Source organism: Ensifer sp. GW823-FHT05D09 (genome assembly GCF_058795755.1).
Window position 1 is genome coordinate 179,957 of the sequence record NZ_JBXAIA010000010.1, and the last position, 26,876, is coordinate 206,832.

Annotated in this window: 24 protein-coding genes; 18 read left to right on the forward strand and 6 right to left on the reverse strand. The window is 62.0% G+C overall.

The window, feature by feature from the left end:
- Window positions 1-57 precede the first annotated feature (57 nt).
- The 5 genes from ruvA to AC1Q80_RS25110 all read left to right on the forward strand — a co-directional run bounded on the left by ruvA (window position 58) and on the right by AC1Q80_RS25110 (window position 4,772).
- On the forward strand, window positions 58-675 hold the full coding sequence (ruvA, locus tag AC1Q80_RS25090; RefSeq protein WP_173423597.1) for a Holliday junction branch migration protein RuvA: 618 nt from the start codon (window positions 58-60) through the stop codon (window positions 673-675).
- Between the two features lie 87 nt (window positions 676-762).
- Window positions 763-1,803, forward strand: a complete 1,041-nt coding sequence (ruvB, locus tag AC1Q80_RS25095) for a Holliday junction branch migration DNA helicase RuvB (RefSeq protein WP_209791652.1) — start codon at window positions 763-765, stop codon at window positions 1,801-1,803.
- Window positions 1,804-2,706 carry a metallophosphoesterase gene (locus tag AC1Q80_RS25100; protein WP_492362180.1) on the forward strand — a complete coding sequence of 301 codons (903 nt, stop codon included), beginning with the start codon at window positions 1,804-1,806 and terminating at the stop codon, window positions 2,704-2,706. It abuts the gene before it with no gap.
- A 183-nt stretch (window positions 2,707-2,889) separates the two neighbouring features.
- Window positions 2,890-3,789, forward strand: coding sequence for a metallophosphoesterase (locus AC1Q80_RS25105; RefSeq protein WP_492362181.1), 900 nt, complete (start codon window positions 2,890-2,892; stop codon window positions 3,787-3,789).
- Window positions 3,790-4,103: 314 nt separating this feature from the next.
- Window positions 4,104-4,772 (forward strand): hypothetical protein, encoded by a 669-nt coding sequence (locus AC1Q80_RS25110; RefSeq protein ID WP_176354913.1) that lies wholly within the window; start codon window positions 4,104-4,106, stop codon window positions 4,770-4,772.
- Between the two features lie 119 nt (window positions 4,773-4,891).
- On the opposite strand, the gene AC1Q80_RS25115 is transcribed toward AC1Q80_RS25110, so the two are convergent.
- The 3 genes from AC1Q80_RS25115 to AC1Q80_RS25125 are packed head-to-tail and all read right to left on the reverse strand — an operon-like array spanning window position 4,892 to window position 7,859.
- Window positions 4,892-5,782, reverse strand: a complete 891-nt coding sequence (locus AC1Q80_RS25115; RefSeq protein WP_492362182.1) for an NAD-dependent epimerase/dehydratase family protein — start codon at window positions 5,780-5,782, stop codon at window positions 4,892-4,894.
- Window positions 5,779-6,642, reverse strand: a complete 864-nt coding sequence (locus tag AC1Q80_RS25120; protein WP_492362183.1) for a glycosyltransferase — start codon at window positions 6,640-6,642, stop codon at window positions 5,779-5,781. The genes AC1Q80_RS25115 and AC1Q80_RS25120 overlap by 4 nt, the downstream gene beginning before the upstream one ends.
- Window positions 6,639-7,859 (reverse strand): NAD-dependent epimerase/dehydratase family protein, encoded by a 1,221-nt coding sequence (locus AC1Q80_RS25125; RefSeq protein ID WP_209791660.1) that lies wholly within the window; start codon window positions 7,857-7,859, stop codon window positions 6,639-6,641. The genes AC1Q80_RS25120 and AC1Q80_RS25125 overlap by 4 nt, the downstream gene beginning before the upstream one ends.
- A gap of 127 nt (window positions 7,860-7,986) precedes the next feature.
- Here AC1Q80_RS25125 and ybgC point away from each other — a divergent pair, with 127 nt between their 5' ends.
- Window positions 7,987-8,442, forward strand: coding sequence for a tol-pal system-associated acyl-CoA thioesterase (ybgC, locus tag AC1Q80_RS25130; protein WP_077500703.1), 456 nt, complete (start codon window positions 7,987-7,989; stop codon window positions 8,440-8,442).
- A gap of 85 nt (window positions 8,443-8,527) precedes the next feature.
- Here ybgC and ligD read toward each other — a convergent pair whose 3' ends face one another.
- From ligD to AC1Q80_RS25145, 3 genes are read right to left on the reverse strand one after another with little or no spacing between them, the layout of a single operon-like run.
- A complete protein-coding gene (ligD, locus tag AC1Q80_RS25135; protein WP_492362184.1) occupies window positions 8,528-11,158 on the reverse strand; it encodes a DNA ligase D in 2,631 nt (876 codons plus the stop codon).
- An 8-nt stretch (window positions 11,159-11,166) separates the two neighbouring features.
- On the reverse strand, window positions 11,167-12,012 hold the full coding sequence (ku, locus tag AC1Q80_RS25140) for a non-homologous end joining protein Ku (protein WP_492362185.1): 846 nt from the start codon (window positions 12,010-12,012) through the stop codon (window positions 11,167-11,169).
- Window positions 12,012-12,302 carry a hypothetical protein gene (locus AC1Q80_RS25145; RefSeq protein ID WP_492362186.1) on the reverse strand — a complete coding sequence of 97 codons (291 nt, stop codon included), beginning with the start codon at window positions 12,300-12,302 and terminating at the stop codon, window positions 12,012-12,014. Before AC1Q80_RS25145 ends, ku begins: the two co-directional genes overlap by 1 nt.
- A 308-nt stretch (window positions 12,303-12,610) precedes the next feature.
- Between AC1Q80_RS25145 and tolQ the strand changes: the two genes are divergently transcribed.
- The 12 genes from tolQ to AC1Q80_RS25205 all read left to right on the forward strand — a co-directional run bounded on the left by tolQ (window position 12,611) and on the right by AC1Q80_RS25205 (window position 26,826).
- Complete coding sequence (gene tolQ / locus AC1Q80_RS25150; RefSeq protein ID WP_077500707.1) at window positions 12,611-13,333, forward strand: protein TolQ; 723 nt, start codon at window positions 12,611-12,613, stop codon at window positions 13,331-13,333.
- A 27-nt stretch (window positions 13,334-13,360) separates the two neighbouring features.
- Window positions 13,361-13,813, forward strand: a complete 453-nt coding sequence (gene tolR, locus AC1Q80_RS25155) for a protein TolR (protein ID WP_173423585.1) — start codon at window positions 13,361-13,363, stop codon at window positions 13,811-13,813.
- A gap of 9 nt (window positions 13,814-13,822) precedes the next feature.
- The gene (locus AC1Q80_RS25160) at window positions 13,823-14,902 is read left to right on the forward strand and encodes a hypothetical protein (RefSeq protein ID WP_173423584.1); all 1,080 of its coding nucleotides are present in this window, start codon (window positions 13,823-13,825) and stop codon (window positions 14,900-14,902) included.
- 79 nt (window positions 14,903-14,981) lie between these two features.
- Window positions 14,982-16,292: a Tol-Pal system beta propeller repeat protein TolB gene (tolB, locus tag AC1Q80_RS25165; protein ID WP_173423583.1), complete on the forward strand. Its 1,311-nt coding sequence runs from the start codon at window positions 14,982-14,984 to the stop codon at window positions 16,290-16,292.
- A gap of 182 nt (window positions 16,293-16,474) precedes the next feature.
- Complete coding sequence (pal, locus tag AC1Q80_RS25170; RefSeq protein ID WP_176354903.1) at window positions 16,475-17,008, forward strand: peptidoglycan-associated lipoprotein Pal; 534 nt, start codon at window positions 16,475-16,477, stop codon at window positions 17,006-17,008.
- 196 nt (window positions 17,009-17,204) lie between these two features.
- Complete coding sequence (gene ybgF / locus AC1Q80_RS25175; protein WP_492362187.1) at window positions 17,205-18,236, forward strand: tol-pal system protein YbgF; 1,032 nt, start codon at window positions 17,205-17,207, stop codon at window positions 18,234-18,236.
- Window positions 18,226-19,566: a tRNA lysidine(34) synthetase TilS gene (gene tilS, locus AC1Q80_RS25180; protein ID WP_492362188.1), complete on the forward strand. Its 1,341-nt coding sequence runs from the start codon at window positions 18,226-18,228 to the stop codon at window positions 19,564-19,566. Before ybgF ends, tilS begins: the two co-directional genes overlap by 11 nt.
- Window positions 19,567-19,666: 100 nt before the next feature.
- The gene (ftsH, locus tag AC1Q80_RS25185) at window positions 19,667-21,610 is read left to right on the forward strand and encodes an ATP-dependent zinc metalloprotease FtsH (protein WP_173423580.1); all 1,944 of its coding nucleotides are present in this window, start codon (window positions 19,667-19,669) and stop codon (window positions 21,608-21,610) included.
- Between the two features lie 311 nt (window positions 21,611-21,921).
- A complete protein-coding gene (glmM, locus tag AC1Q80_RS25190; RefSeq protein ID WP_492362189.1) occupies window positions 21,922-23,277 on the forward strand; it encodes a phosphoglucosamine mutase in 1,356 nt (451 codons plus the stop codon).
- Window positions 23,278-23,522: 245 nt separating this feature from the next.
- Window positions 23,523-24,290: an outer membrane protein gene (locus AC1Q80_RS25195; RefSeq protein ID WP_209791675.1), complete on the forward strand. Its 768-nt coding sequence runs from the start codon at window positions 23,523-23,525 to the stop codon at window positions 24,288-24,290.
- A 356-nt stretch (window positions 24,291-24,646) separates the two neighbouring features.
- Complete coding sequence (locus AC1Q80_RS25200) at window positions 24,647-25,483, forward strand: outer membrane protein (protein ID WP_492362190.1); 837 nt, start codon at window positions 24,647-24,649, stop codon at window positions 25,481-25,483.
- Between the two features lie 164 nt (window positions 25,484-25,647).
- Entirely contained in the window at window positions 25,648-26,826 is a 1,179-nt protein-coding gene (locus tag AC1Q80_RS25205; RefSeq protein ID WP_492362191.1) for a phosphoserine transaminase, read from the forward strand.
- The last annotated feature ends 50 nt before the right edge of the window (window positions 26,827-26,876 follow it).

The window sequence follows — 26,876 nt, forward strand, 5'->3', positions numbered from 1 at the left end:
TAATTTCCGATGGTCGGTCCGACCGTCCCGCAATCCATCCATGAGAGACGACGCCACATGATCGGCAAATTGAAGGGTACCATCGACGAAATCGGCGAGGATCATGTCGTTCTCGACGTCCATGGCGTCGGCTATGTCGCCCATTGTTCGGCGCGCACATTGTCGAAGCTCGGTTCGGCGGGCGAGGCGGCGGTGTTGTTCATCGAAACCTATGTGCGCGAGGACCAGCTGAAGCTGTTCGGCTTCCTGAGCGCGCTGGAGCGCGAGTGGTTCCGGCTTTTGCAGAGCGTCCAGGGCGTGGGTTCCAAGGTGGCGCTCGCTCTTTTGTCGACGCTGACGCCGGGCGAGCTCGCAAACGCGATTGCGCTGCAGGACAAGACCTCGGTGTCACGTGCGCCGGGCGTCGGTCCGAAGGTCGCAGTCCGTATCGTCACTGAGCTGAAGAACAAGGCGCCGGCATTTGCCGGCGAGATGTCCGGCTCGATCGGCCTCAAGCAGGAACTGGGCGAAGGTGTCGCCTCGGCGCCGGTCTCCGACGCCGTATCGGCACTGACCAATCTCGGTTATTCGCGCGATCAGGCCGCAAATGCGGTTGCCGCGGCGCTGAAGAATGGTGGCGAGGATGCCGACAGCGCCAAGCTGATCCGGCTGGGTCTCAAGGAACTGGCGCGATGACGGCTTGCGTTGTCGGGCCGGTCGATGCAAAACGGCCATATTCTTTGACACCATGCATACGAATGCCCGATCGATTGGAACGGATGGATGACTGATGCCGCACGCCTGATAACGCCGGATAAGCGCGGCGAAGATCTCGATGCGACCATGCGTCCGCAGTCGCTGGACGAATTTACCGGCCAGGCGGAAGCGCGCGCCAACCTGAAGATCTTCATCGAGGCGGCCAAGAACCGCGGCGAGGCGCTCGATCACGTGCTGTTCGTCGGGCCTCCCGGCCTCGGCAAGACGACGCTGGCGCAGATCATGGCCAAGGAACTCGGCGTCAATTTCCGCTCGACCTCCGGCCCCGTTATCGCCAAGGCGGGCGATCTGGCAGCGCTTCTGACCAACCTTGAAGAGCGCGACGTTTTGTTCATTGACGAAATCCACCGCCTCAACCCGGCGGTCGAGGAAATCCTTTATCCGGCGATGGAAGACTTTCAGCTCGACCTCATCATCGGCGAGGGGCCGGCGGCGCGCTCGGTGAAGATCGACCTGTCGAAGTTCACGCTGGTGGCGGCGACCACGCGCCTCGGCCTTTTGACCACGCCGCTGCGCGACCGGTTCGGCATTCCGGTACGGCTCAATTTCTACACGGTCGAGGAACTGGAATCGATCGTGCGCCGCGGCGCCCGGCTGATGGGGCTCGGCATGACTGATGACGGCGCGCGCGAGATTGCACGACGGGCGCGCGGCACGCCGCGCATCGCCGGTCGCCTGCTGCGCCGCGTGCGCGATTTTGCCGAAGTGGCTCGCGCCGAGGCGGTGACGAAGACAATTGCCGACGAGGCGCTGACGCGGCTGCTCGTCGACAATATGGGGCTCGACCAGCTCGATCGTCGCTATCTCTTCATGATCGCCCAGAATTTCGCCGGCGGCCCCGTCGGCATCGAAACCATCGCTGCGGGTCTTTCCGAACCGCGCGATGCGATCGAAGACATCATCGAGCCCTATCTGATCCAGCAGGGCTTCATCCAGCGCACGCCGCGCGGTCGGGTGCTCACCGCCAATGCCTGGAAACATATCGGCCTCAATCCGCCGAAAGAGGTTGAGGCGGCGCAGTTCCGGCTGACGCTTGAGGACGAATGAATGATCACCCGCCGCGGGCTTTTGAAGTTTCTCGGCGGCGGCATCGCCAGCATGGCGGCACTCGGCGGTTATGCCTTTGCCATCGAGCCGCTCGCCCGGCTGAACGTGACGCGGTATGCGCTCACGCCGCCTGGCTGGACGCCGGGCCTGAAGCTGCGGGTGGTGGCATTGGCGGACATCCACGCCTGCGAACCCTGGATGTCGGCCAATCGCATCGCCTCGATCTGCCGGCAGGCCAATGCGCTCGGTGGCGATATCACCGTCCTTCTCGGCGACTACGCAGCCGGCATGAACCTGGTGACGCGCTACGTGCACTCCGGCGAATGGTCGAAGGCACTGGCAACACTCGAAGCGCCGCTCGGGGTGCATGCAGTCATGGGCAATCATGACTGGTGGGAGGACAGGACCGCGCAGAAGAACAGCGGCGGTCTCACCTTCGGCCACAAGGCGCTCGCCGACGTCGGCATCAATGTCTACAGCAACCGCGCCATCCGGCTTGAAAAGGACGGGATGGGCTTCTGGCTCGCCGGCCTTGAAGACCAGCTTGCGCTGGTGCCGGGCAAAAAGTGGATGCGCAAATACATGCAAGGCCTCGACGATCTCGACGGCACATTGGCGCAGGTCGACGACGACGCACCGGTGATCCTGCTTGCCCACGAACCGGATATTTTCCCGAAGGTGCCGTCGCGCGTCGCCTTGACTCTATCAGGCCATACCCACGGCGGGCAGGTCCGGTTTCTCGGCCATGCTCCCGTCGTGCCCTCCCGTTTCGGCGATCGTTATGCCTACGGCCATGTGGTCGAGGGAGATCGCAGTCTGATTGTTTCTGGCGGGCTCGGCTGCTCGATTGCGCCGGTCCGCTTCGGCGTGCCGCCGGAGATCCTGGTCATTGATCTCGGCTGATAGGCTCCCGGCCGCATGGCTTAGGCGCGTGGCCGAATGACGTATTTCGGCGTTGCCGCGTGCCCGCTATGATCCGGCAAGGAAAGAGCCGACCGTCGACGCTCGTCGAGCGTGTCCCGTTGCCTCAACCGCTTTCATGATGGCGGCGGCAATTCGAAATCCATCCATCGAAGGGAAGAGTGCATGCTGGCGCGGCGCGGGTTTCTCAAGCTTCTCGGCGGATTGATGATGGCTGGGTTCGGCACCAGCGCCTATGCCGTCGGCGTAGAGCCGTTGAAGCGGCCGCTTGTGACGTCCTACGCCTTGCGACCCGCCAATTGGCCGTCAGGGCTGAAGCTGAGGATCGTCGTTCTGGCGGATATCCATGCCTGCGAGCCCTGGATGCCGGTGAGCCGGATAGCCGGCATCTGCGATCAGGCCAGTGCGCTTGGCGGCGACATCATCCTTTTGCTCGGCGACTACATGAGCAGCCTGCGCCTGACCGGTTTCGTCGAGCCCGCCCGTTGGGCCGATGCATTGGCGCGGCTGAAGGCGCCGCTCGGCGTCCATGCGATCATGGGCAACCACGATTGGCTCAACGATCCGGTTGCCAGCCGAGTGGGGCATGGTCCGACGCTCGCGCACAGGGCGCTCGCCGGCGTCGGTATTCCCGTTTATGACAATCGTGCACTGCGCCTGGAAAAGGACGGACGATCCTTCTGGCTCGCGGGTCTCGCCGATCAACTCGAGCCGAGCTATCCGGCCCCCGATGGCTCCGGCATGATCCCGGGGCTGGATGACTTGCCGGGTACGCTGGCGGGTATCGAGGGCGACGAGCCGATCATTCTCATGGCCCACGAGCCGGACATCTTCGTCGACGTGCCCGCGCGTGTTTCGCTGACACTCGCAGGTCATACCCATGGCGGCCAGGTGAGGCTCCTGGGGTATTCACCGCTCGTCCCGTCGCGATACGGCAACCGTTATGCCTACGGACATATCATCGAGCGGGACCGGCACATGATCGTCTCGGGTGGACTAGGGCTTTCGAACTTGCCGATCCGGATCGGATCGCCGCCGGAGATCGTTGCCATCGACATCGGCTAGGATCGTCACTGCCGTTGCCGTCACGATCTCGAGGCTATATCGCCAAGGAAGATGCTGAATATCTGTGTATGGAGTATGTCTACTTTATTGTATTCTTATTTTAGCCATATCTGCGCCGCGCTTTGAGCCGATTTCGACAGTAACAAGACGCCGGGCGATTAAGGGCATTAGCAGTATCACATGCCGTCCAGGGACAGACAGAAGCGGTTATAGTTCAGCGTAGATTTCATTCAGTCTGAGGGAATTTTTAGGGTGCGCCATTCGGGGTGGCGCTGTTCCCATGTGATGCTGCCGATATCGAAAAGGTACTTTCAATGGGTCTCATGTTTCTGATCAATACGCTGAGCCTCGATCCAGTCGCTGCACTCAAGACGGGTCTTCGCATACTCCATTTCATCGGCTTGGCGCTGGGATTGGGCGCTGCTACCGTTCTCGATCTGATGATCGTGCGGTTCTTCATCAAGGGGAAAGTGACCCCGGAACACTGGGCGGTGTTCCACTTCGGGTCGAAGATCGTGAATTGGGGACTGATCCTTCTGTGGGTCACCGGCTTCGGCTTCCTTGCCTATTACGGCTTTTTCGAACCGATCAAACTCGGCAATGAAAAGGTCTGGGCGAAAATGACCATTGTCGCCATCCTGACGGTCAATGGCGCCTTCATCCATGCGGTGATCCTGCCGAAGGTGAAGATGCAGATCGGCCGTTCGCTGATGGAAGGCATGTCGACCAAACAGCGCAGCACCTTCCTCATCTCGGGTGCCGTATCGGCAACCTCCTGGTACGTGCCGCTGATGCTCGGCGCATTGCCGCAGCTCAACTTCGTCGTTCCGATGACGGTGATCCTGATGGCTTATGGCGTGCTGCTCGCAGCGGCGATCGTCATCTCGCACAGCCTTCTCTTCGTGCTTCCGGCGGACAAGAAGCCGGCCGTGCAGATGAAAACGCGGGTCGAGCCGATGATGGGTCTGCCCTCTGTTGCTTGATTTTGGGGGATCACGGGTCTGAATTTGACCCGTGACCGAAAGGAAAGGCCCGGCGTCGCACACGACGCCGGGCCTTTCTGCTTTGGGCGGTGCGAATGGCCGTGGCGAACAGGTGAGCGTCAGGCGAGCAGGCTCGCCACGCTTGCTTGGAGCCGTTTCAGCCCGCCCGGCTGCCAGCCCAGTGCGCGGATCTTCTCTGTATTCATGGTGTTGAACGCCGTCAGCACGGCCGGGGCGGGAAGGGCATGAGGGCTTCCGCTGATATTCTTGACCAATGCCAGGATGGCACGATTGTCTATGAGGAAATCGGAGACGTTGAACACGCCGTCCGGCAGGCTGCTCGATGGTGTTTCGAGGACAAGGCGCACGGCGGCGGCGACATCGTCACCATGCACCTCGGTGCCGGCGCGCGGAACAATCGCACCACCCGAAAGATAATCATCGAAAAGCGACTGCCATTTGTGACAGCCGCCCCGACCTGGCCGTCCGTAGACACCGGTCACGCGCAGGCTCACCGCCTTGAAACCGTCCGTGTTCAGCTTGGCGAGTTCGTTTTCGGCTTCCAGCTTGAGGGCGCCGTAGAGGCTGTCAGGGTGGCAGGGCGTCTCTTCAAAGAGGTCTGCTCCCGGCGATTGCTTGCCGTAGACGGCGCGGCTCGACAGGAAGACGCACCGCTTTATCCCCTGGTCGCGCGCGGTTCGAAACAGGCTGGCCGAGCCATCGAGATTGCTGCGGCGGAACCCTTCCGGGTCACTCCCTTCGCCGCCACGATAACGGCCTTCGACATGCTGGAAGGCGGCGTGGACGAGGTGGTCGACGTGGCGGAAGGCAGGACTCTGGTCGATATCCGGGTCGAGTTTCAGCGCAACGAAGGCCACGGGTTTCGAAAACAAGGCGGGAGCGGGCGGCGTGCGGCCGCCGACAACCACGTCGTATCCCCTCGCCAGCAGATGCTCGACGATGAAGCGTCCGACAAAGCCGGTGCCGCCGGTGACGAGCACGCGCCTCATGACGGGGCCGGATTGGCAAGAGTTGCGATGTCCGGAATGCCCTCGCCGGTCAGATAGGCGAACCAGAGATCGATCAGCGGCTGAAGCTGCCCGGCCCGCGGGTGATCCTTCTCCCACGGCTTTTCATACTGATAGTGCAGCACGCCGATCGACGACCAGTCCCAAAGATCGGGCAGGTTGAACCAGACATATTGCAACATGTTCATGGTCACCGGCAGGCCGTGCCAATCGGGAAAGAAGGTCTGCAGGAACGTCTGGTCGGTGCGCGGCCAGAAGGCTTCGGGTGCATCGAGCCTGTGGAGCATGGCGCGGAACGTCGCGGGGGATGGCTCGGCAACGAAGACGCCGGAGTTCAGGCGGTGAAAATCGGCAAGGCTTTCATAAACATTCGGCGCTGCGGAAAACTCCGGGTAGTGAAAGAGTCGGTCGATGTTTTTGAGAACGATGGCGTCCGCATCGATGAACACGCAGCGACGGTAGGCCGTCAGTTGCCAGAGCCGCAGTTTGCAGAAATTGTCGAGCGGTGAGTGAAAGGCCGGCTTGCGCCCCTTGGTGAACGGCGCCTTGTCGTGGACGTTGCGGCGGGTGTGGCGTTCGTTGAAGGCATGCGAGAGCGGCAGCAGATCGGTTTCGACAAGGCGGCAATCGAAGGCCGAGAGCGGCGCGAGTGCCTCGGCCGACACGCCGCCCGTGTGGAGGACGACGATATCGGCCGGGGTCTTCGTCAGACGGATCGAGCGGGCGAGCGCGCGGGCGCCGAGCGCATAATCCTCGTTGGTGACGAGCGTCACGAACGCATGGTTGGAGGCGGCGGGGGAAGAGGGGCGGAGCCCCTCCAGTTGGTCTTCGAACGATGTCATGAAACGGATTTCAGCCGCTTGCCCTCGGGATCATGGTTGATGCGCGTGGCGATATCCCTGGTCCAGGCGGACATGGCCGGGACGCGCGCGCGATCGACGCGATAGGCGAATTTTTTGGCGACATCGACGATTTCGGACAAGAGGCCATCTCGGAGGCGGGTCGGATCAAGGCCGAGCGACAGGAACTTTTCGTTGTGCACGACCAGCTCGTTTTCCGCCGCTTCCTTGCGCGGGTTGGGCAACCAGGCGATCTGCGAGCCGGATATTGCAGCGATCATTTCGGCGAGATCGCGCACACGATGGGTTTCGGTCATCTGGTTGAAGATCTCGACACGGCTGCCGCGGGCCGGCGGCTGCTTCAGCGCCAGCTCGATGCAGCGAACGGAATCCTGGATGTGGATGAAGGCGCGCGTCTGGCCGCCGGAGCCATGAACGGTCAGGGGATAGCCGATCGCTGCCTGGATGAGGAAGCGGTTGAGGACGGTGCCATAGTCGCCGTCGTAGTCGAAGCGGTTGATCAGCTGGGGGTGGCGACGGGTCTGTTCGGTATGGGTGCCCCAGACGATGCCCTGGTGCAGATCGGTGATCCTGAGGCCGTCGTTCTTGGCGTAGAACTGGAACAGCAACTGATCCAGGCACTTGGTCATGTGGTAGATCGAGCCTGGATTGGAGGGGTAGAGGATCTCCTGGCTCACGGTTTGCCCTGCCATCGTCTCGATTCCCACGGGCAGATAGCCCTCGGGGATCGCCGCGCCGACGGTGGAATATCCGTAGACGCCCATGGTGCCGAGATGGACCAGATGCGCGTCAAGTTCGAGTTCGACCAATGCGTTCAGCAGATTGTGGGTGGCATTGACGTTGTTGTTGACGGTGTAGTTCTTGTGCCGGTCGCTCTTCATCGAATAGGGCGCGGCGCGCTGTTCGGCGAAATGCACGATCGCGTCGGGGCGATGGTCCGCCAGCCAGTTCTTTAAGAGATCGTAGTCGCGGGCAAGATCGATCAGGTTGAAGTGGATGCGGCGGCCGGTCTCTGCATGCCAGATGCGGGTGCGCTCCTGGATCGAATCCATCGGGGTCAGGGATTGAACACCAAGTTCCGTGTCGATCCAGCGGCGCGAGAGATTGTCGAGGATGTGAATGTCGTGGCCGGCATCGGAGAGATGAAGGGCCGTTGGCCAGCCGACGAAACCATCGCCGCCGAGGATCGCAATCTTCATGCACGGATCTCCTGATCAGGAAGGAAAGCTGTGCCACGTGTAGGATAGGATTGTGACAGGGCTGCAATGCTTGCAAATGCGTTTTTGTTCCTGCACAGGATCTGGGAAATTCTAGTCGGAGAGAAGCATGTCCCTGATCTCGCTTGCTGGCGAATTGACCGAAGACGGCCATCGGCTGGTCCAGCGTGTCTACTATGAAGACACCGATTTTTCCGGTGTCGTCTACCATGCCCGCTACCTGCATTTCATGGAGCGTGCCCGGACGGATTTTCTGCGGCTCTTGGGTGTGGAGCAGGCGACGCTGGCGATCGAAGGGGACAGCGAAGGGCTCGTTTTCGTCGTGCATCGCATGGAGATCGACTTCAAGGCGCCGGCGCGCATGGACGATATCCTGACGATCGGCACGGTCACCGAGAAAGCCGGCGGCGCCAAGATGGTGCTTCTGCAGGAGATCCGGCGCGATGGCCAGCTACTGATCGCCGCCAAGGTGATCATCGCCGTCATCAATGGCCAGGGCCGCCCCCGCCGGCTGCCCGAAGCGCTGGCGACAAAGTTTACACGGGCAAGGCAAAGCGCAGGCTAAGTCGGTCCCGTTGCGAGCATCGCAGCGTCCGTTTCGAAGGGCGCTTTTGTTGCCGGAAGGCCGCTTAAAAAACGAGCCTAAGCGCTTACTCGGGCAGCGCGTCCAGAATCTTTCTGGTCAGGGACTGCCTGGTGTCGCCAAGGTCGGACCAGGGGTCGACGCCGCTTTCGATCCGTTCAAGGATTTCGGGAATGTGGAAACCGTTGGCTGAGTCGAGATCTGAAAGCTCGCTCCAGCTGACGGGCGTCGCCACCGGCCCGCCGGCGCGGGCCCGGGTGGAGTAGGGGGCGATCGCGGTGGCGCCGCGCTCGTTCCTCAGCCAGTCGATGAAGATGCGGCCCTTGCGCTTCGCCTTTGACATGGTGGCGATGAAATGGTCCGGATCGCGATCGGCGAACCCCTGGGCAAAGGCCTTGGCGAAGCGTTTGGCTTCGTCCCAGGGTGCGCGGGGCGTCAGCGGAACGATGACATGCACGCCCTTGCCGCCGGTCACCATCGGCACCGATTTCAGGCCGATCTCGTCGAGCGCAGCGCGGAGGCTTAATGCTGCCTTCTTGACGGTCGTAAAGCCGACGCTCGGATCGGGGTCGAGGTCGAACACCAGCCGGTCCGGCGTCTCCAGCTTGTCGACGGGCGATCCCCAGATGTGGAATTCGAGCGTTCCCATCTGAACCGCGGCGACAAGCCCCTTGGCGTCGCGCACATACATGTAATTCTCGGTATCGCCGGAGGATTCCTTCACAGGCGTCTCATGGATTTCGCCCGGAAAACCCTCGCTGGCATGCTTCTGGTAAAAGCATTGGCCGCGACCACCCTGCGGGCAACGCATCAGCGAGAGCAGGTGACCGCCTGCAAAGGGCAGCATCTTCTCGGCCACGACCGCGTAGTAGCGGGCGAGATCGAGTTTGGTGATGCGCTCACCCTCGAACAGCTCACGCTCCGGATGCGTGATGCGAATGCCGAGAACGGTGTCGTCCGCATCGCGGTTCGCCTCGCGCGATGTCTTGCCCCGAGCACGCTGGGCTTTGCCCGAAGCGCGTTTGGCGGTGTCTGGTGTGTGTTCGGCACGCGCTTTGGGCTCTTTCGTTACCTTCGGTCTTTCGAGTGTCACGGTCTTTGCCTCCTTGTCGCGGCGCAGCCCTTCGAAGGCGCCGTGACGAATGTGTCCGTCGTCGGTGAATTCGGCGAAGTCGACCTCGGCGACCAGATCGGGTGTCAACCAGATTGCGTCTCGGGCGATCTCATCCGGCACTGTCGCGAAAGGTGGCGTTTTGCGCCGGCGTTTGGCAAAGGCGTCGGCAAGCTCTTCCATCCGCGCCTCGTCGAAACCAGTGCCGACCCGGCCCTGGTAGACAAGTTTGCCATTTTCGAACGTTCCGACGAGCAGCGAGGCGAAGGCGCGTCCCTTTTTCGCGGAAGGAGAATAGCCGCCGATCACGAATTCCTGGCGTTTCGTGCATTTGATCTTCAGCCAACTGCGCGTGCGCCGGTTCTGGTATGGGGCGTCCGCTTCCTTGGCAATGATGCCTTCCTGGCCGGACTTGCACATGGCGGCAAAGACCTCGGCGCCGTTGCCGCGCACATGCTCGCTGTAGAGCACCGTGCCGGACGGGCCCATGGCATCGAGCAAGGCTTTCAGCTCACGCTTTCGTTCGACCAGCGGCGTCTTGCGCAGGTCGCGGCCATTCAGCTCCAAGAGATCGAAGGCATAAAAGCGGATGTCGCCGCCGTGTTTCAGCGCTTTCTGCAGTGCCGAGAACGACGAGCCTTCACCGCCTGCCGCCACTGCCTCGCCGTCCAGCAGAGCCGAGTTGCAGTCGAGTTCTGCCAGCGTGTCGGCAATCGTGTGAAACTTCTCGCTCCAATCGAGCCCAGTGCGCGTGTAGCACACGGCCTCGCCGCCACCGACCGCCACGAGCAGCCGGTAGCCGTCGAATTTCACCTCGTTCAGCCAGTCGTCGCCCTCAGGCGGCGCTGAGACAAGCGTGGCAAGTTGCGGATTTTGAAAGGGCGGTGGTTTGCCTGATCGCTTCTGCGTCATTCGTTTCGGGCGCTCCTCGGCGATTGCACCAGCCTTCACGTTGGCGGCGGCGCTCTTTTCAGACTGCCAGACGTGTTTCTTGCTTTCGCCTTTTCCGTCGGCAATCTCCGTCATGGTGCGGCCGGTAAAGACGCTGGTCATGTGGTTCTCGATCAGGCTTTCGCCATCGTCGGAGGCGACTTCGTCGGTCTCCTTGATCAGCAACCAGTTTTCCCGCTTTTCGCCCGGACGCGGTCGCATGCGCACCAGCGCCCAGCCGCCTCGCATGCGCTCGCCATGCAGGTGGAACTTCAGCTTGCCTTCTTGCAGCCCTTCGTCAGGATCGTTGTCGGGCTCCCACCAGCCGGCGTCCCAGAGCATCACGGTGCCGCCGCCATACTGCTTTTCCGGGATCGTCCCTTCGAAATCGCCATAGGCCATCGGGTGATCCTCGGTGCGCACCGCCAGCCGCTTGTCGTCCGGATTGAGGCTCGGTCCGCGGGTCACCGCCCAGCTCTTCAGGACACCGCCCCACTCCAGGCGAAAATCGTAATGCAGCCGGGTTGCATCGTGTTTCTGTACGAGGAAACGCTTCTGGCCCTTGCGCGCCGGTGCAGCCTTGCCCACGGGCTCACCTGTCTTGGAAAAATCGCGGCGCCGGTTGTATTCGGAAAGCGGGTTCTGGCGGGCAGCCATTGGTCACCTCACGCGGATTTGCGGCGGCGGGCGGTGGAGGCAGGTTTCGCGGGCGGTTTTTTGCCGCTGCTTTCGAGACTCTTCTTCAGGGCCGACATCAGGTCGATGACGTTGTCGCTTCCAGATGAAGGCCGTTCGTCTTCATCCACCGAGACGCGGGCCACCTTGCCCTTCATCTTGCGCTTGACCAGATCTGTCAGCGCGGCGGTATAGTTGTCCTTGAAGACGGCGGCATCGAACGGCGCCGTCTTGCGGTCGATCAGCGCGGTTGCGACATCAAGCAGCTCCTTGTCCGCCTTCTTGCCTGACAGGCCGGAGAACAGCGGGTCCGCCTTGCGCAGCTCGTCGGCGTAGCGCAGCGTCTCCAGCAGGAGACCGTCGCCGCAGGGTTTGACCGCAACGAGATACTCCCGGCCCCGCAGAGTCAGCTGGCCGAGCCCGACCTTGGAGGCAGCCCGCAGGGCATCACGCACAACCCGATAGGCATCCTCGGCAAGGTCGTCGGTCGGCACGAGATAATAGGGCTTGTCGAAATAGATCGGTGATATGTCGCAGGCGCCGACGAACTGCACGAGCTCCAGCGTCTTCTTCGTCTCCAGCTTGATCGAATCCACTTCCTTCGGCTCCAGCAATACGTATTTGCCGGGTTCGTATTCGTAACCCTTGACGATGTCGTCGGGGTCCACAGGTCCGATACCGTCGACGACCTTTTCATAGTGCACGGGCTTGCCCGACGGCTCGTGGATCTGGCGAAACGAGACGTTGGCGCCGGAGCGTGTGGCGCTGAAAAGCTCGACCGGGATCGAGACAAGGGAAAGCCGGAGCTGGCCCTTCCAGAGCGCGCGGGAAGACATCAGCGTTCTCCGTTCAATGGTTTGGCGGTCTGTGCGCGGGCTGCATCGTCGGCGAGGGCCTGCTCGATGCCTGCGATGTCTTCGCTGGTAATGGCGGGGATGGGATCGGCGACGATGGCCTGCAGCACTTCGCTCGACAACACGCCGTTGGCGAGTGCCTCCTCGAGGGCGGCGCGCGTTTCGCGCTCGGCCTTCAGCTGCGCATAGAGCGCGAGGATCAGGCGGTCGCGCTGATCGAAGTGCTGCGGGGCTGCTCGCCGGTCGCGGTGTCGTGTCGCTTGCGTGCTCATGCCCCGAAAACGTCCGCCGCGCGGGGAAGTTCCGCGATGGGCACGCGCAGCCGACCGCGGCCGGAAAGACACAGTCGCGGTAACACTCCCTTAACCATAATGGTGTCTTAATCAGCCCATCAGGATTTGTGCAGCGCACGTCATCCTTTGACCAAAATTGACGGCAAGAAGGCAACCATAAGCTAATTAAGGTCGCGATGGTGCGACCAGCGGCGGCGCCGGGGCACTCTTGCAACAGGACGTTTGGGCTACCCGGTCACGAGCATGAGCCGCTCTTGCCGGGTGTTTGGATTCGGGGACTGAAAACGATGGAACAGGTTGGATTGGCCGCAGCCACACACGATGTGAGCCTCTGGTCGCTCTTCATGCAGGCGGGCCTTGTCGTGAAGCTGGTCATGCTGGGGCTGATTGCAGCTTCGGTGTGGACATGGGCGATCGTCGTCGACAAGACGCTTAACTACGGTCGTGTCCGTCGCCAGCTCGACGGGTTCGAGCAGGTGTTCTGGTCGGGTCAGTCGCTGGAAGAGCTGTACCGCACCCTCTCCGACCGCCAGACGGCGGGCATGGGCGCGATCTTCGTGTCGGCGATGCGCGAATGGAAGAAGAGCTTCGAGCGCGGCGCGCGTTCGCCGATCGGTCTACAGATGCGCATCGACCGCGCCATGGACGTGACGCTTGCCCGTGAATCGGAATCGCTCGAAGCGCGCCTCGGCTCGCTCGCGACCATCGGTTCGGCGGCACCCTTCATCGGTCTTTTCGGCACCGTCGTCGGTATCATGACCTCGTTCCAGGCGATCGCCGGTTCGAAGTCGACCAACCTCGCGGTCGTGGCGCCGGGTATCGCTGAAGCGCTCCTGGCAACCGCCATCGGTCTGCTCGCCGCTATCCCCGCCGTTATCGCCTACAACAAGTTTTCGGCCGATGCCGGCAAGCTGTCGGCGCGCATGGAAGCCTTCGCCGACGAGTTTTCCGCGATCCTGTCGCGTCAGATCGACGAGAAGCTGCAGAACCCGCGCCAGGCGGCGCAGTAATCGCCAGAGAGCACGGAGACCAAGCTGATGGGTATGTCGGTTGGCGGAGCCAAAGGTTCGGGTGGCGGTCGTCGTCGCCGCGGCGGCAAGAAAGCGATCATGAGCGAGATCAACGTCACGCCCTTCGTGGACGTGATGCTTGTGCTGCTCATCATCTTCATGGTCGCTGCACCGATGATGACGGTCGGCGTGCCGATCGACCTGCCGGAAACGCAGGCAAAGGCGCTCAACTCCGATACGCAGCCGATAACCGTTTCGGTCAACCCGGCAGGTGAAATCTACCTGCAGGAGACCGCGATCGCGATCGACGAGGTCGTGCCGAAGCTCGAGGCCATCGCCACCACCGGCTACAACGAACGCATCTATGTTCGAGGTGACACCAATGCCGACTACGGCACGGTGATGAAGGTCATGGCGCGCATCTCGGCAGCCGGGTTCAAGAACCTCGGTCTCGTGACGCTGCAAGAACAGGAAAAGTGATCGTCCACGATGAAGGGCAGTCTCGCCACATCTGGTCTGCTGCACGCTCTGGTTCTCACCTGGGCGATGGTTTCGCTCGGCAGCCCGGCTGATTTCCAGGTCGCCGACGTCGAGGCTTTGCCGGTCGACATCGTCCCCTATTCGGAAATGACGCAGGTTCAGCAGGGCGACAAGAAGGCGCCGAAGAAAGAGACGTCGTCGCCGGTTCCGACCAAGCGTCCGGAAACGAACCAGCCAGCCGAGAACGTCGGCGACAACGACACGGACCTGAAGACGCCGCCGACGCCGAACGCCAAGCCGTCGAAGAGCGAAGCCACGGCCTCGCCGGAAAAGAACGATAAGCCCGAACCGACGCCAGATCCGGTCGAGCAGGAAATCAAGAAGGTCGAGGAGACCAAGCCGGCTTCAGAACCGGCAACCGAAGTGGCGGCGCTGCCGGAAGCCAAGCAGGAAGTGAAGCCAGAGACCAAGCCGGAACCGGCGCCGGCCGAAGAAAAGCCGGCCGAAAATCCCGAAGCCGAAGCGCTGCCGGAAAAGGTGCCGACGCCTGCGGCCAAGCCCAAGGTGGAAAAGCCGGCACAGTCCGCAAAGACACCCGACCGCAAGAACGAACAGACACCGAAAGAACAGAAGAAGCAGGCCTCCACGGAGGAAAGCAAGTTCAACGCGGATGAGATTGCTGCCCTGCTCAACCGGCAGGACCCGTCTGCCGGTGGTGCCAAGCGCTCGACGCAGGAGGCGGCTCTCGGCGGCAAGAAAACCATCGGCGTGGGCTTGAGCGCCAACGAGATCGACGGCGTGAAAGGCCAGATCCAGGGCAACTGGTCGCTGATCGCCGGCCTGACCGGCGTCGAGGAAGTCCGTGTGACGGTCCGCGTGCAGCTCGACCCGTCGGGCAATATCGTCGGCACGCCGGAAGTGACCGCGACCGGCGGCCCCGAAGGCACGCGCCGCGCCGTTGAAAGCAGCACGCTTCGCGCGATCCGTCGCTCGGCGCCGCTACAGAATCTGCCGCCTGAAAAATATGACGGCGAAAAAGGATGGAATACCCTCGTGCTGAACTTCGACCCTTCGGAATTCGCACTCTAGAGCTGCCGGGATTGGAACTTATGCCGGATAGCAAACCAACCCTGCAAACCCTTCGTACTAAGCTGAAAGGCTTGTCTCTATGATCAAGAGCTCTTTTTTCCGCGCCCTGATGGTGGCAGCGGGTCTGTTGGCCGCCTTTGTGGCGGCGACACCGGCGAATGCGGTCGTCGAAATCAACATCAACAAGGGCAACGTCGAGCCTTTGCCGATCGCGATCACCGACTTCCTGCAAGGGGAACTCGGCAAGAAGATTTCCGACGTGGTCGCTGCCGACCTCAAGCGTTCGGGTCTGTTCAAGCCGATCGACAAGGGCGCCTTCATCGAGAAGATCAGCAACCCCGATGCCGCGCCGCGGTTTGAAGACTGGAAGGTCATCAATGCCCAGGCGCTGGTCACCGGTCGCGTGACGCAGGAGGCCGACGGCCGCCTGAAGGCGGAGTTCCGGCTCTGGGACACGTTTGCGGGTACGCAAATGACCGGCCAGCAGTTCTTCACCCAGCCTGAAAACTGGCGCCGCGTCGCCCATATCATCGCCGATGCGATCTATGAGCGTATCACCGGCGAAAAGGGCTACTTCGATACACGTGTCGTCTACGTCGCCGAAAGCGGCCCGAAGACCGCCCGCAAGCGCCAGCTTGCGATGATGGACCAGGACGGGGCAAATGCCCGCGCCCTGACGAACTCGAACGATCTCGTCCTGACGCCGCGCTTCTCGCCGAACCGTCAGGAAGTCACCTACATGTCGTTCGAAAACAACCAGCCGCGCGTTTACCTGCTGCAGCTGGAGACCGGACAGCGTGAAGTGGTCGGCAATTTCCCGGGCATGACCTTCTCGCCGCGCTTCTCGCCGGATGGTCAGCGCGTGATCATGAGCCTGCAGCAGGAGGGCAATGCCAACATCTACACGATGGACCTGCGCTCGCGTACGACGACCCGCCTCACCAGCACGGCGGCGATCGATACCGCGCCGTCCTATTCGCCTGACGGTAGCCAGATCGCCTTTGAAAGCGATCGCGGCGGCCGCCAGCAGATCTACGTCATGGGTGCAGATGGCTCCGGCCAGCGCCGCATCTCCTTCGGCGACGGCTCCTATTCGACGCCGGTCTGGTCTCCGCGCGGTGACCTCATCGCCTTCACCAAGCAATCGGGTGGCAAGTTCTCGATCGGCGTGATGAAGCCAGACGGTTCGGGTGAGCGCATCCTGACCACGGGCTTCCACAATGAAGGCCCGACCTGGGCGCCGAATGGCCGCGTGCTCATGTTCTTCCGTCAGAACGCCGGTGCCGGTGGACCGCAACTCTACTCGATCGACCTCAGCGGTTACAACGAGCAGCCGGTGCCCACCCAGGGCTTTGCCTCCGACCCGGCCTGGTCGCCGCGGCTTGAATAGTAGGCTCTCATTTGCGGCGGGGATTGTGGCAACCATGCCGCTTTCTCGCCGCAAAGTGCTGGTCTAGCAGGCGTCGAGCTTAAATTATCGATTTGTTAACCATAACTGTTGAATAGCGATTAACCGCTTCCGGTTACAGTCTGGCAACCGTGAATTCAGACACTTCTCAAGGAGACCGGCGCATGAGCCGAATTGACACCCCGGCCGCAGGCCGCATGCAGACCATCGCTCGCAACCCGGTCATGATCGCACTCGTCATGACCCTTGCCATCGCTGGCTGCGCGTCGAAGAAGAACCTTCCGGGCAGTGCCGGCGAGCTTGGCCTCGGCGGCGCCGGTTCGGCAACTCCCGGTTCGCAGCAGGACTTCACCGTCAACGTCGGCGACCGCATCTTCTTCGACACGGACTCGACGTCGATCCGCGCCGATGCCCAGCAGACGCTCGACCGCCAGGCTCAGTGGCTTGCCAAGTACCCGAACTATGCCGTCACGGTCGAAGGCCATGCCGACGAACGCGGCACGCGCGAATACAACCTGGCTCTCGGCGCCCGTCGCGCTGCTTCCACCAAGGACTATCTGATCTCTCGCGGCGTTCCGGCCAACCGCCTGAAGACGATCTCCTACGGCAAGGAAAAGCCGGTCGCCGTTTGCGACGATATCTCATGCTGGTCGCAGAACCGCCGTGCAGTGACCGTTCTCGGTGGCGCCGGCATGTGATCTTACGATCACGCATCGCTAAATTATAAGGGCGGCCTTGTGCCGCCCTTTGCTTTTTTACCACACTTTGGCCGAACTCCGTTGCTTTTTCAGGGTAATTGGAAAACTGTGCGGCAATCATCCAGATGAATCGGCGAGATGTATTGCGGGCCCCGATTCCAGGGTGGGAAAACCGGTATTCGAACAGGACAAAGACATGAAGAAATTTGTCGTGGCTGGACTGCTTGGTCTCGCGGCCCTTTCGGGCCTTGGCCAGACGGTAAATGCCATGCCGCTTTCCGGGCTCCTGGCCCGAACGACACAGACCGACACGGCAGGCTCGCACAGTCTTCCCGTCGTGAAGGTACAGGCGTCCGAGACCACGCGGATCGGCCAGCTTGAAGAACAGATCCGCTCGCTCAACGGGCGTATCGAAGAAATGAGCTTCCAGCTTCTGCAGATGCAGGAGCAGATCCGGAAGTTCCAGGAGGACAACGAGTTCCGCTTCCAGGATCTGGAAAGCGGCAAGGCCTCCCCCAAGAAGAGCGGCGCATTGCAGACGCCGAAGTCCAGCGATCAGGCGTCCGTCACCCCGGGGGTGACGGATAGCCAGACGATGGCGCCTGCCGATCCGGGCACCGGCATGGCCGCATCGGGCGCCGATCAGGGCGCAACCGGTGCCGCGCCTCCAACGACGCTTGGCCAGATCGTCTTCGACGAGAGCGGCAATCCGATTTCGACCACGACCGACGCCCAGCCTGGCGCCAACGCAACGCCGCCCGGCGTCGACACCGGCGTGGCCCTTCCGGGCGACAACGGCGGGCTCAACGCCAACCCGGACAGCGAGCAGCAGACTGCAGCGCTCGACAATCCCGGCGATCTCTATCAGTCGGCCTATGGACACGTGCTGTCCGGCGACTACAGCACCGCCGAACAGGAGTTCCGCGACTATCTCGACGTTTTCCCGCAAGGCGAGAAGGCGGCCGATGCCAGCTTCTGGATGGGCGAGGCGCAGTATTCGCAGGGCAAGTACAGCGACGCGGCCAAGACGTTCCTGAATGCGCACCAGGCGCACGCCAAATCACCGAAGGCTCCGGAAATGCTCTTGAAGCTCGGCATGTCGCTCGGCGCTCTCGACAACAAGGAAACCGCCTGCGCCACGTTGCGCGAGGTCAACAAGCGCTACCCGAAGGCCTCACCGGCCGTGCGCGCAAAGGTGACGAGCGAGCAAAGCCGCTTTGGCTGCTGAGACGCAGGCCAGCCTGGCCGTTCTCGAAGCGGCGAAACGATTTCTTTCATCCCTCCATCGGCCTGCCCGAGTGCTCGTAGCCGTGTCCGGTGGCAGCGATTCCAAGGGACTGCTTCTCGCCCTATCCCAGGCGATCGAGGCATCCGGCAAAACCGATCTTTCTCTTGCAGCCTGCACGGTCGACCACGCCTTGAGGCCGGGCTCCGCCGCTGAAGCGGAGGCTGTGGCCTGTTTTTGCGCCAGGCTCGGCATCACGCATGTCGTCAAACCCTGGGACGGCGAAAAGCCTACGGCAGGAATTCAGGCCGCCGCACGCGAAAAGCGCTATCAGCTGTTGGCCGCCGCTGCCGATGAACTCGGTGCCACCTGCATCGTCACCGGCCACACGCTGGATGATCAGCGCGAGACGATCCTGATGCGGTCCGAGCGCGGACAGGGGCCCGGCGCCGCAGGAATGGCGGCCGACGTGCTCTACGACAGGCGCTTCTGGGTGTTGCGCCCCTTCCTCGGGCTGCGTCGCGCCGATGTCAGGGCCTTTCTTGCGGCGGAGGGCGTGGGCTGGTTTGACGATCCAAGCAACGCGAACATGCATTTCGAACGGGTGCGGACCCGTAAGCACCTCGCTGAAACGGGCGCTGAGGCGGCTACCACATGGGACGCCGCATCGCGCGCGCGCTCCTCGGTCAAAGCGGCTGAGTGGTTGAGGCTTCATGCGCGCGTTCATGAGAACCTTGTCGTGAGCATTGCCGAAACTGCCGTCGGAACATGCGCCGATATCGACTGCCGGCGCGCGCTCTTGACAATGGCCGGTGTCGTCGGCGGACGAACGCATCCCTTGGCCGCCGACACCGCTGAGCGCGTGATGGCGTTCCTTGAGCGCAGCGAGTTGGGGCGGCTGACCGCAGGACGGGTCGTTTTCGACAGGCGCGGGACGGGTCTCTACCTCTATCGCGAGGCGCGCGATCTTCCGTTTCTCACCCTGGGGCCGGGCGAAGCCAGCATCTGGGATGGCCGCTTTGCCGTTCGGAATGTCGGAAATGGTCTGGTGAAGGTCGGTGTTCGCGACGATCGCGGGCTGCAACAGCAGAGACTTATTGCCGCAGGAGTGCCACCGGGCGTTGCCAGGCGGGCATCGCTTTCCGCGCCGCATGTTGTATCCACAGACGACAATTGCGTCGCGAACGCCGACGTCGAGCCGCGCATTTGCCCCTACGACACCTTTTTGCCGGGTTTCGACCTGATCATGGCAGACATGATTGCCGGATTGTTCGGGCGTCAGCCCTATGTTCGGTCGCCGGTTCACGATCTGTTGACAGAAATGGAACGGTAGTTGGCGGTTTGCCTTGGCAAGGCGTCGCCAGAACCCTATGTTAGGGGCAAGAAAGCGGCCCGGCGAAATGTGCGGGTCGTGACAGGTTCCGGGGAGTTCGATGAACCCTAATTTTCGTAATTTTGCCCTCTGGGCAATCATAGCGCTTTTGCTGATCGCGCTGTTTAGCATGTTTCAGCAGCCGACCGAGCGCACCGGCTCGCGTGAGATTCCGTTCTCGCAGTTCCTCAAGGACGTCGATGCAAGCCGCGTCAAGGAAGTCGTGATCACCGGCTCCAAGGTCATCGGCAGCTATTCTGAAAGCGGCGCGACGTTCCAGACCTACGCGCCTTCGGTGGACACCGCGCTCACCGAGCGTCTGGAAGCCAAGGACGTGACGGTGACCGTTCGTCCGGAAACCGATGGCTCCTCCGGGTTCTTGAGCTATATCGGTACGCTGCTGCCGATGCTGTTGATCCTCGGCGTCTGGCTTTTCTTCATGCGCCAGATGCAGGGCGGTTCGCGCGGCGCCATGGGCTTCGGCAAGTCCAAGGCCAAGCTTCTGACCGAAGCGCATGGCCGCGTCACCTTTGACGACGTCGCTGGCGTCGACGAAGCCAAGCAGGATCTGGAAGAAATCGTCGAATTCCTGCGCGACCCGCAGAAGTTCCAGCGTCTCGGCGGACGCATTCCGCGCGGCGTGCTGCTCGTCGGTCCTCCCGGTACCGGTAAGACGCTGCTTGCGCGGTCGGTTGCCGGCGAAGCCAATGTTCCGTTCTTCACCATATCCGGTTCGGACTTCGTTGAAATGTTCGTCGGCGTCGGCGCGAGCCGTGTGCGCGACATGTTCGAGCAGGCCAAGAAGAACGCACCCTGCATCATCTTCATCGACGAAATCGATGCCGTCGGTCGCCACCGTGGCGCCGGTCTCGGCGGTGGTAACGACGAGCGCGAACAGACGCTCAACCAGTTGCTGGTCGAGATGGACGGCTTCGAAGCCAATGAAGGCATCATCCTGATCGCGGCGACCAACCGTCCCGACGTTCTCGATCCGGCGCTTCTGCGTCCGGGCCGTTTCGACCGCCAGGTCGTCGTGCCGAACCCCGATATCAATGGCCGCGAGCGCATCCTCAAGGTGCACGTTCGCAACGTGCCGCTGGCGCCGAACGTCGATCTCAAGGTTCTTGCCCGCGGTACACCCGGCTTCTCCGGCGCCGACCTGATGAACCTCGTCAACGAAGCGGCCCTGATGGCTGCGCGCCGCAACAAGCGCGTCGTCACCATGCTCGAGTTCGAAGACGCCAAGGACAAGATCATGATGGGTGCGGAGCGTCGCTCCTCCGCCATGACAGAAGCCGAAAAGAAGCTGACCGCCTACCACGAAGCCGGTCACGCCATCCTGGCGCTCAACGTTCCCTCGGCCGATCCCTTGCACAAGGCGACGATCATTCCGCGCGGACGGGCGCTTGGCATGGTGATGCAGCTGCCGGAAGGCGACCGCTATTCCATGAGCTACAAGTGGATGGTCTCGCGGCTTGCCATCATGATGGGCGGACGCGTTGCCGAAGAACTGACCTTCGGCAAGGAGAACATCACCTCCGGCGCTTCGTCGGATATCGAGCAGGCAACCAAGCTTGCCCGTGCGATGGTGACGCAGTGGGGCTTCTCCGACCAGCTCGGGCAGGTGTCCTACGGCGAAAACCAGCAGGAAGTGTTCCTTGGCCACTCGGTCGCCCAGCAGAAGAACGTGTCGGAAGCGACCGCCCAGAAGATCGACAACGAAATCCGTCGCCTGATCGATGAGGCCTACGAGACCGCCCGCAAGATCCTGACCGACAAGAACCACGAGTTCGTGGCGCTGGCGGAAGGGCTGCTCGAATACGAAACCCTGACCGGTGACGAGATCAAGGCGCTCATCCGCGGCGAAAAGCCGGCGCGTGATCTGGGCGACGACACCCCGCCGCACCGCGGCTCCGCCGTGCCTTCCGCCGGTGTGAAGAAAGAGGGCTCGTCCGGCAACAAGGGCGAAGAATCCGAAGGTGGGTTCGAGCCGCAGCCGCAATAACGGCTCCGGTTCAGACGCTTATCTCATAAGCCGCCGCGCCGGAGGGTGCGGCGGCTTTTTGTTGCGCCGGCGCAGGATTGCACTTGGTAACGGGATGTAATGATTTCTGATGCTACGGTTGCTGCCGTTTGCATTGGTTTTGTGTCAAAGAAGATTCGAAAGCTCCCAGCCCTTGTTTTGCTGTTATAGCGCGGGAGCAACGGCAACAGCCGGAATGATATGAGGTCTGGTCAATGAAACCCAGTCGCGGAACACGCAGACAGGTAAAGCAGGCAAAGCCTGCATTGACCCAGCAGAACGATGGAGTTCTTATGAAGCGCAAGTATTTCGGCACGGACGGTATCCGCGGCCAGTCCAACATCTTCCCGATGACGCCGGATCTTGCGATGCGGGTCGGCATCGCCGTCGGCACGATCTTCCGCAACGGCGCCCATCGCCATCGAGTGGTGATCGGCAAGGACACGCGCCTTTCCGGCTATATGCTCGAAAACGCCATGGTTGCCGGTTTCACGGCAGCCGGTCTCGACGTGTTTCTGCTCGGGCCGATCCCGACCCCGGGCGTTGCCATGCTGACGCGCTCGCTGCGCGCGGATATCGGCGTGATGATTTCGGCCTCGCACAATCCCTTCCAGGACAATGGTATCAAGCTGTTCGGCCCCGATGGCTACAAGCTCTCGGACGATATCGAGGCCAGGATCGAGGCGTTGCTCGACCAGGACCTGTCCGGCCAGCTGGCCAAGGCGGAAGACATCGGCCGTGCCAAGCGCGTCGACGGCGACATCTACCGCTATCTCGAACATGCCAAGCGCACCCTGCCGCGCGATGTCACCCTTCAGGGCCTGCGGATTGCCATCGATTGCGCCAATGGCGCTGCCTACAAGGTCGCCCCCCAGGCCCTCTGGGAACTCGGCGCTGAAGTGGTGACGATCGGGACCGAGCCGAATGGCGTCAACATCAATCTCGATTGCGGTTCGACCCATCCGGCAGCCCTGTCCAGAAAGGTGCATGAGGTGCGGGCCGATATCGGCATCGCGCTCGACGGCGACGCCGACCGGGTTCTGATTGTCGACGAGAACGGTACCGTCATCGACGGCGACCAGTTGATGGCCGTCATCGCCGACAGCTGGGCTGAGGACGGCACGCTGCGCGGCAATGCTATCGCCGCAACGGTCATGTCCAACCTCGGTCTGGAACGGTACCTCAAGGGCCGTGGCATCGAGCTGCACCGCACCAAGGTCGGAGACCGCTACGTTGTCGAGCAGATGCGCCAGGAGGGGCTGAACGTCGGTGGCGAGCAGTCCGGCCATATCGTGCTTTCGGACTTCGGCACGACCGGCGATGGTCTCGTGGCGGCCCTGCAGATCCTTGCAGTCGTCAAGCGCCTGGGCAAGCCGGTGAGCGAGGTATGCCACCGCTTCGAGCCGGTGCCGCAGGTATTGAAGAATGTGCGCGTTTCCGCCGGCAAGCCGCTTGAAGACGCAACGGTGCGCCAGGCGATCGCCGATGCCGAAGCCGAGCTTGCCAAGTCCGGCCGCCTGCTGATCCGTCCGTCGGGCACGGAGCCTTTGATCCGGGTGATGGCCGAGGGTGACGATCGCGGCCAGGTCGAACGGATTGTCGATGAGCTTATCAATGTTATCGGCAGCGTGCGCCACGCCGCGGCCTAGCCGCAACTTTGCCGGCGCATCGTGACGTCGGTTTACGGGTAGAAACGAAATGCCGGCACCTGTGGTGGCCGGCATTTTTTGTAACGCCAGCAAGCCGGCGGAAGAATGGGAATAGTAAAGATTCCTGGTAAATTCTTATGCTTAATCCAATGTTAACTGGGACATGCGATATCTGGCGCAAGAAACGCTGAGCCTGTGGGCGTTCGCCCGTATCCAGGAATTGCCGATATTCATGGAGTCATAAGATGAGAGAGTATATTTTTGGCGTTGCCGTTGCGCTGTCATTGGCGGCACCGGCCACTGCGGCTGACCTTTATATTGAGGATCCGGCGCCAGTGATTGTTCCGACAGGTGGATGGTACTTGCGCGGCCATATCGGCATGAGCAACCAGAGGCTCGGTGAGTTGCAGCACGAATTGTTCGGCGCGGTCGAGTATCACGAACTGGTGGACGAGGGCAGCTTCAACAGCGCGCCACTCGTCGGCATCGGCGCTGGCTACCAGTTCAACGACTGGCTGCGCATGGACGGTATCGTCGAGTATCGCGGCAAGGCCGATTTCGCAGCACTTGACCGCTATGGTCACAGTGGCCCGACCGGTCCCATCTGGGATGGTACAAACGACTATGATGGGGCCAAGTCCGAATGGCTGTTGATGGCCAACGCCTATGTCGATATCGCCGACTGGAACGGCGTCGTTCCCTATATCGGCGCCGGTATCGGTGCCTCGCGCAACAGCATTTCCGGGTTCCGGGACATTAACGTACCGACGCAGGGCGTCGCCTGGGCTGATAGCGATGCCTCCTGGAATTTCGCCTGGGCGCTGCATGCCGGTGTCGGCTACAAGGCGACTGACAGGCTGACTGTGGATTTCGGCTACAGCTATATGAATCTGGGCGATGCCAAGACGGGCAACATTCGCACCTACGACGACACGGTCGTGAATGCCCCGATGAACTTCAAGGACATCACGTCGCACGATTTCAAACTCGGCATGCGTTACGCCCTGCAATAGACAGAGTTCGCCGAGCGACTGCCTTTCAAAGGCGGCTCCGCGCCGCCCCCGGTCCGCTGACAAACCCGTCGATTTTTCGGCGGGTTTTTCGCGTTATGCGCCCCCACCATCTTTCGTGGCGTTCCAGGCCGCCCGCAAACGTCTGCGCTCTGCGGAGGCATTTTTTTTCGGCTGGGCAGGTCGAGTGCATCCATTCCCAAGGAGGTACCTCTGGAGATCGTTAACATCGATGGGCGAGGGCTTAAGGATCATGGTTAACCGACAGTTAACCTCGGTCTGCAATAGTTAACGCCGAACGAAGCAGCCGATGGGTGGATCCCGTCCGGCGACGGCAATTGCAGCGAAAGGGCATGGGCATGGAATGGCGAAACGGGATCTGCGGAGCCACGTTCGGTATCGGCCTGCTTGCCTCAGGTGCGGCGCTTGCCGCTGACGAGGCCCTGATCGACGCGCCGGAAATCACCATTGCCCAGGAAGCGACCGGCAGCAACGGCCTCTACATCCGCGGCGACATCGGGTATGCCGGCTGGCGCGACGCCGGCGATCCCTTCTACCGCACCTTCGATGCGGGCACCGGCAGCTACAGCACGACCCCGTTCGACGGCGCGCGCTTCGACAAGCCGCTCTCAGGCGCGATCGGCTTCGGTTACCAGATCACCGACACTCTGCGCGCCGATCTCACGGCCGACTATTTCGAGGGTCGTTTCGACGGCTCGGCCCTTGGTGCAAGCCCGTGTGTGGGGCAGGGAGCCGGCACGTCCTGTGCCTTGTCGACGACTGCGGATTTTTCCGCGCTGGGCCTGATGGCCAACGCCTATGTCGATTTCGGAACGCTCGCCGGCTTCACGCCCTATCTCGGTGCCGGTATCGGCGCGACCAATCTGCGCTGGAACACCGCCTTTGCCAGCGAAAGCTGCGTTGCCGGCGGCGGCGCCTGTGCCGGCGGCCCGACCACCCCATCGTTCGACGGCCACGACAGCTGGCGCTTCACCTATGCGCTGATGGCCGGTGTCTCCTACGACCTCAGCGATCGTCTGAAGCTTGATGTCGGCTACCGCTATTCGCACATCGGCGACGGCGAGATGTTCGGCTTCGGTGCCGAGGCGCTTGCTGGCGCAAGCGGGGCGAAGGGCTTCGATGACGGTCTTTCGCGTCACGAGATCAGAGCCGGCCTGCGGTTCGCTTTCTGGTAACAATCGGTCGGCGGCGGCGGTCCCGTCTTTGCTGATCTTGCCTAACCCGCCATAAATTTTCTCGATTGCGACACAAGTCGCTTGACTTCCTTCCAGACCCGCAATATTTCCGACGGCGGGACACCCTTCCCCAACGAAGGGCTATCTATCTGGAAGGATAGCACATGACGAAGCCTGCCAAGCCGGACCTCCGTCCGAACAACACCCATTTTTCTTCTGGACCTTGCTCGAAGCGCCCCGGTTGGTCGCTCGATGCTCTCTCCGATGCTCCGCTCGGTCGTTCGCACCGCGCCAAGGTCGGCAAGACGAAGCTCAAGCAGGCCATCGATCTTACCCGTGACATTCTTGAAGTGCCGGCCGATTACCGCATCGGCATCGTGCCCGCTTCTGATACCGGCGCCGTCGAAATGGCGCTCTGGTCGCTGCTTGGTCAGCGCGGCGTCGACATGGTCGCCTGGGAAAGCTTTGGCGCCGGCTGGGTGACCGACGTGGTCAAGCAGCTGAAGCTCGCCGACGTGCGCAAGTTCGAAGCCGGTTACGGCGAACTTCCAGATCTCTCCAAGGTCGATTTCGACCGTGACGTCGTCTTCACCTGGAACGGCACGACCTCCGGCGTTCGCGTCGAGAACGCCGATTTCATCCCGGCCGACCGCAAGGGCCTGACGATCTGCGACGCGACTTCTGCCGCCTTCGCGCAGAACCTCGATTTCACCAAGCTCGACGTCGTCACCTTCTCCTGGCAGAAGGTTCTCGGTGGTGAGGGCGCACATGGCGTCATCATTCTTTCGCCGCGCGCCGTCGAACGCCTGCTGACTTATGTGCCGGCCTGGCCGTTGCCGAAGATCTTCCGCATGACCTCGGGCGGCAAGCTGATTGAAGGCATCTTCACCGGCGAGACTATCAACACGCCGTCGATGCTCTGCGTCGAGGACTATATCGATGCGCTGGTCTGGGCCGAGAAGGTCGGCGGGCTCAAGGGCCTTATGGCGCGCGCCGATGCCAATGCTCAGGTGATCTTCGACTTCGTCGACGCCAACGGCTGGATCGCCAACCTGGCGGTCAAGGACGAGACCCGCTCCAATACGTCGGTCTGCCTGAAGATCGTCGACAAGGACGTCTCAGCGCTTGATGCCGACGGACAGGCGGCTTTTGCCAAGGGCGTTGTCGCTCTCCTCGAAAAGGAAGGTGTCGCGTTCGACATCGGCCATTATCGCGATGCTCCGTCCGGTCTCCGGATCTGGGCCGGCGCGACGATCGAAGCATCCGACATGGCAGCGCTGATGCCCTGGCTGACCTGGGCTTTCGAGACCCAGAAGGCGACGCTGTCGCAGGCAGCGGCCTAACTCCAAGCGTTTGCTTCGCTCCTAAAGGGAGCGAAGCCCTTGTACCGCAT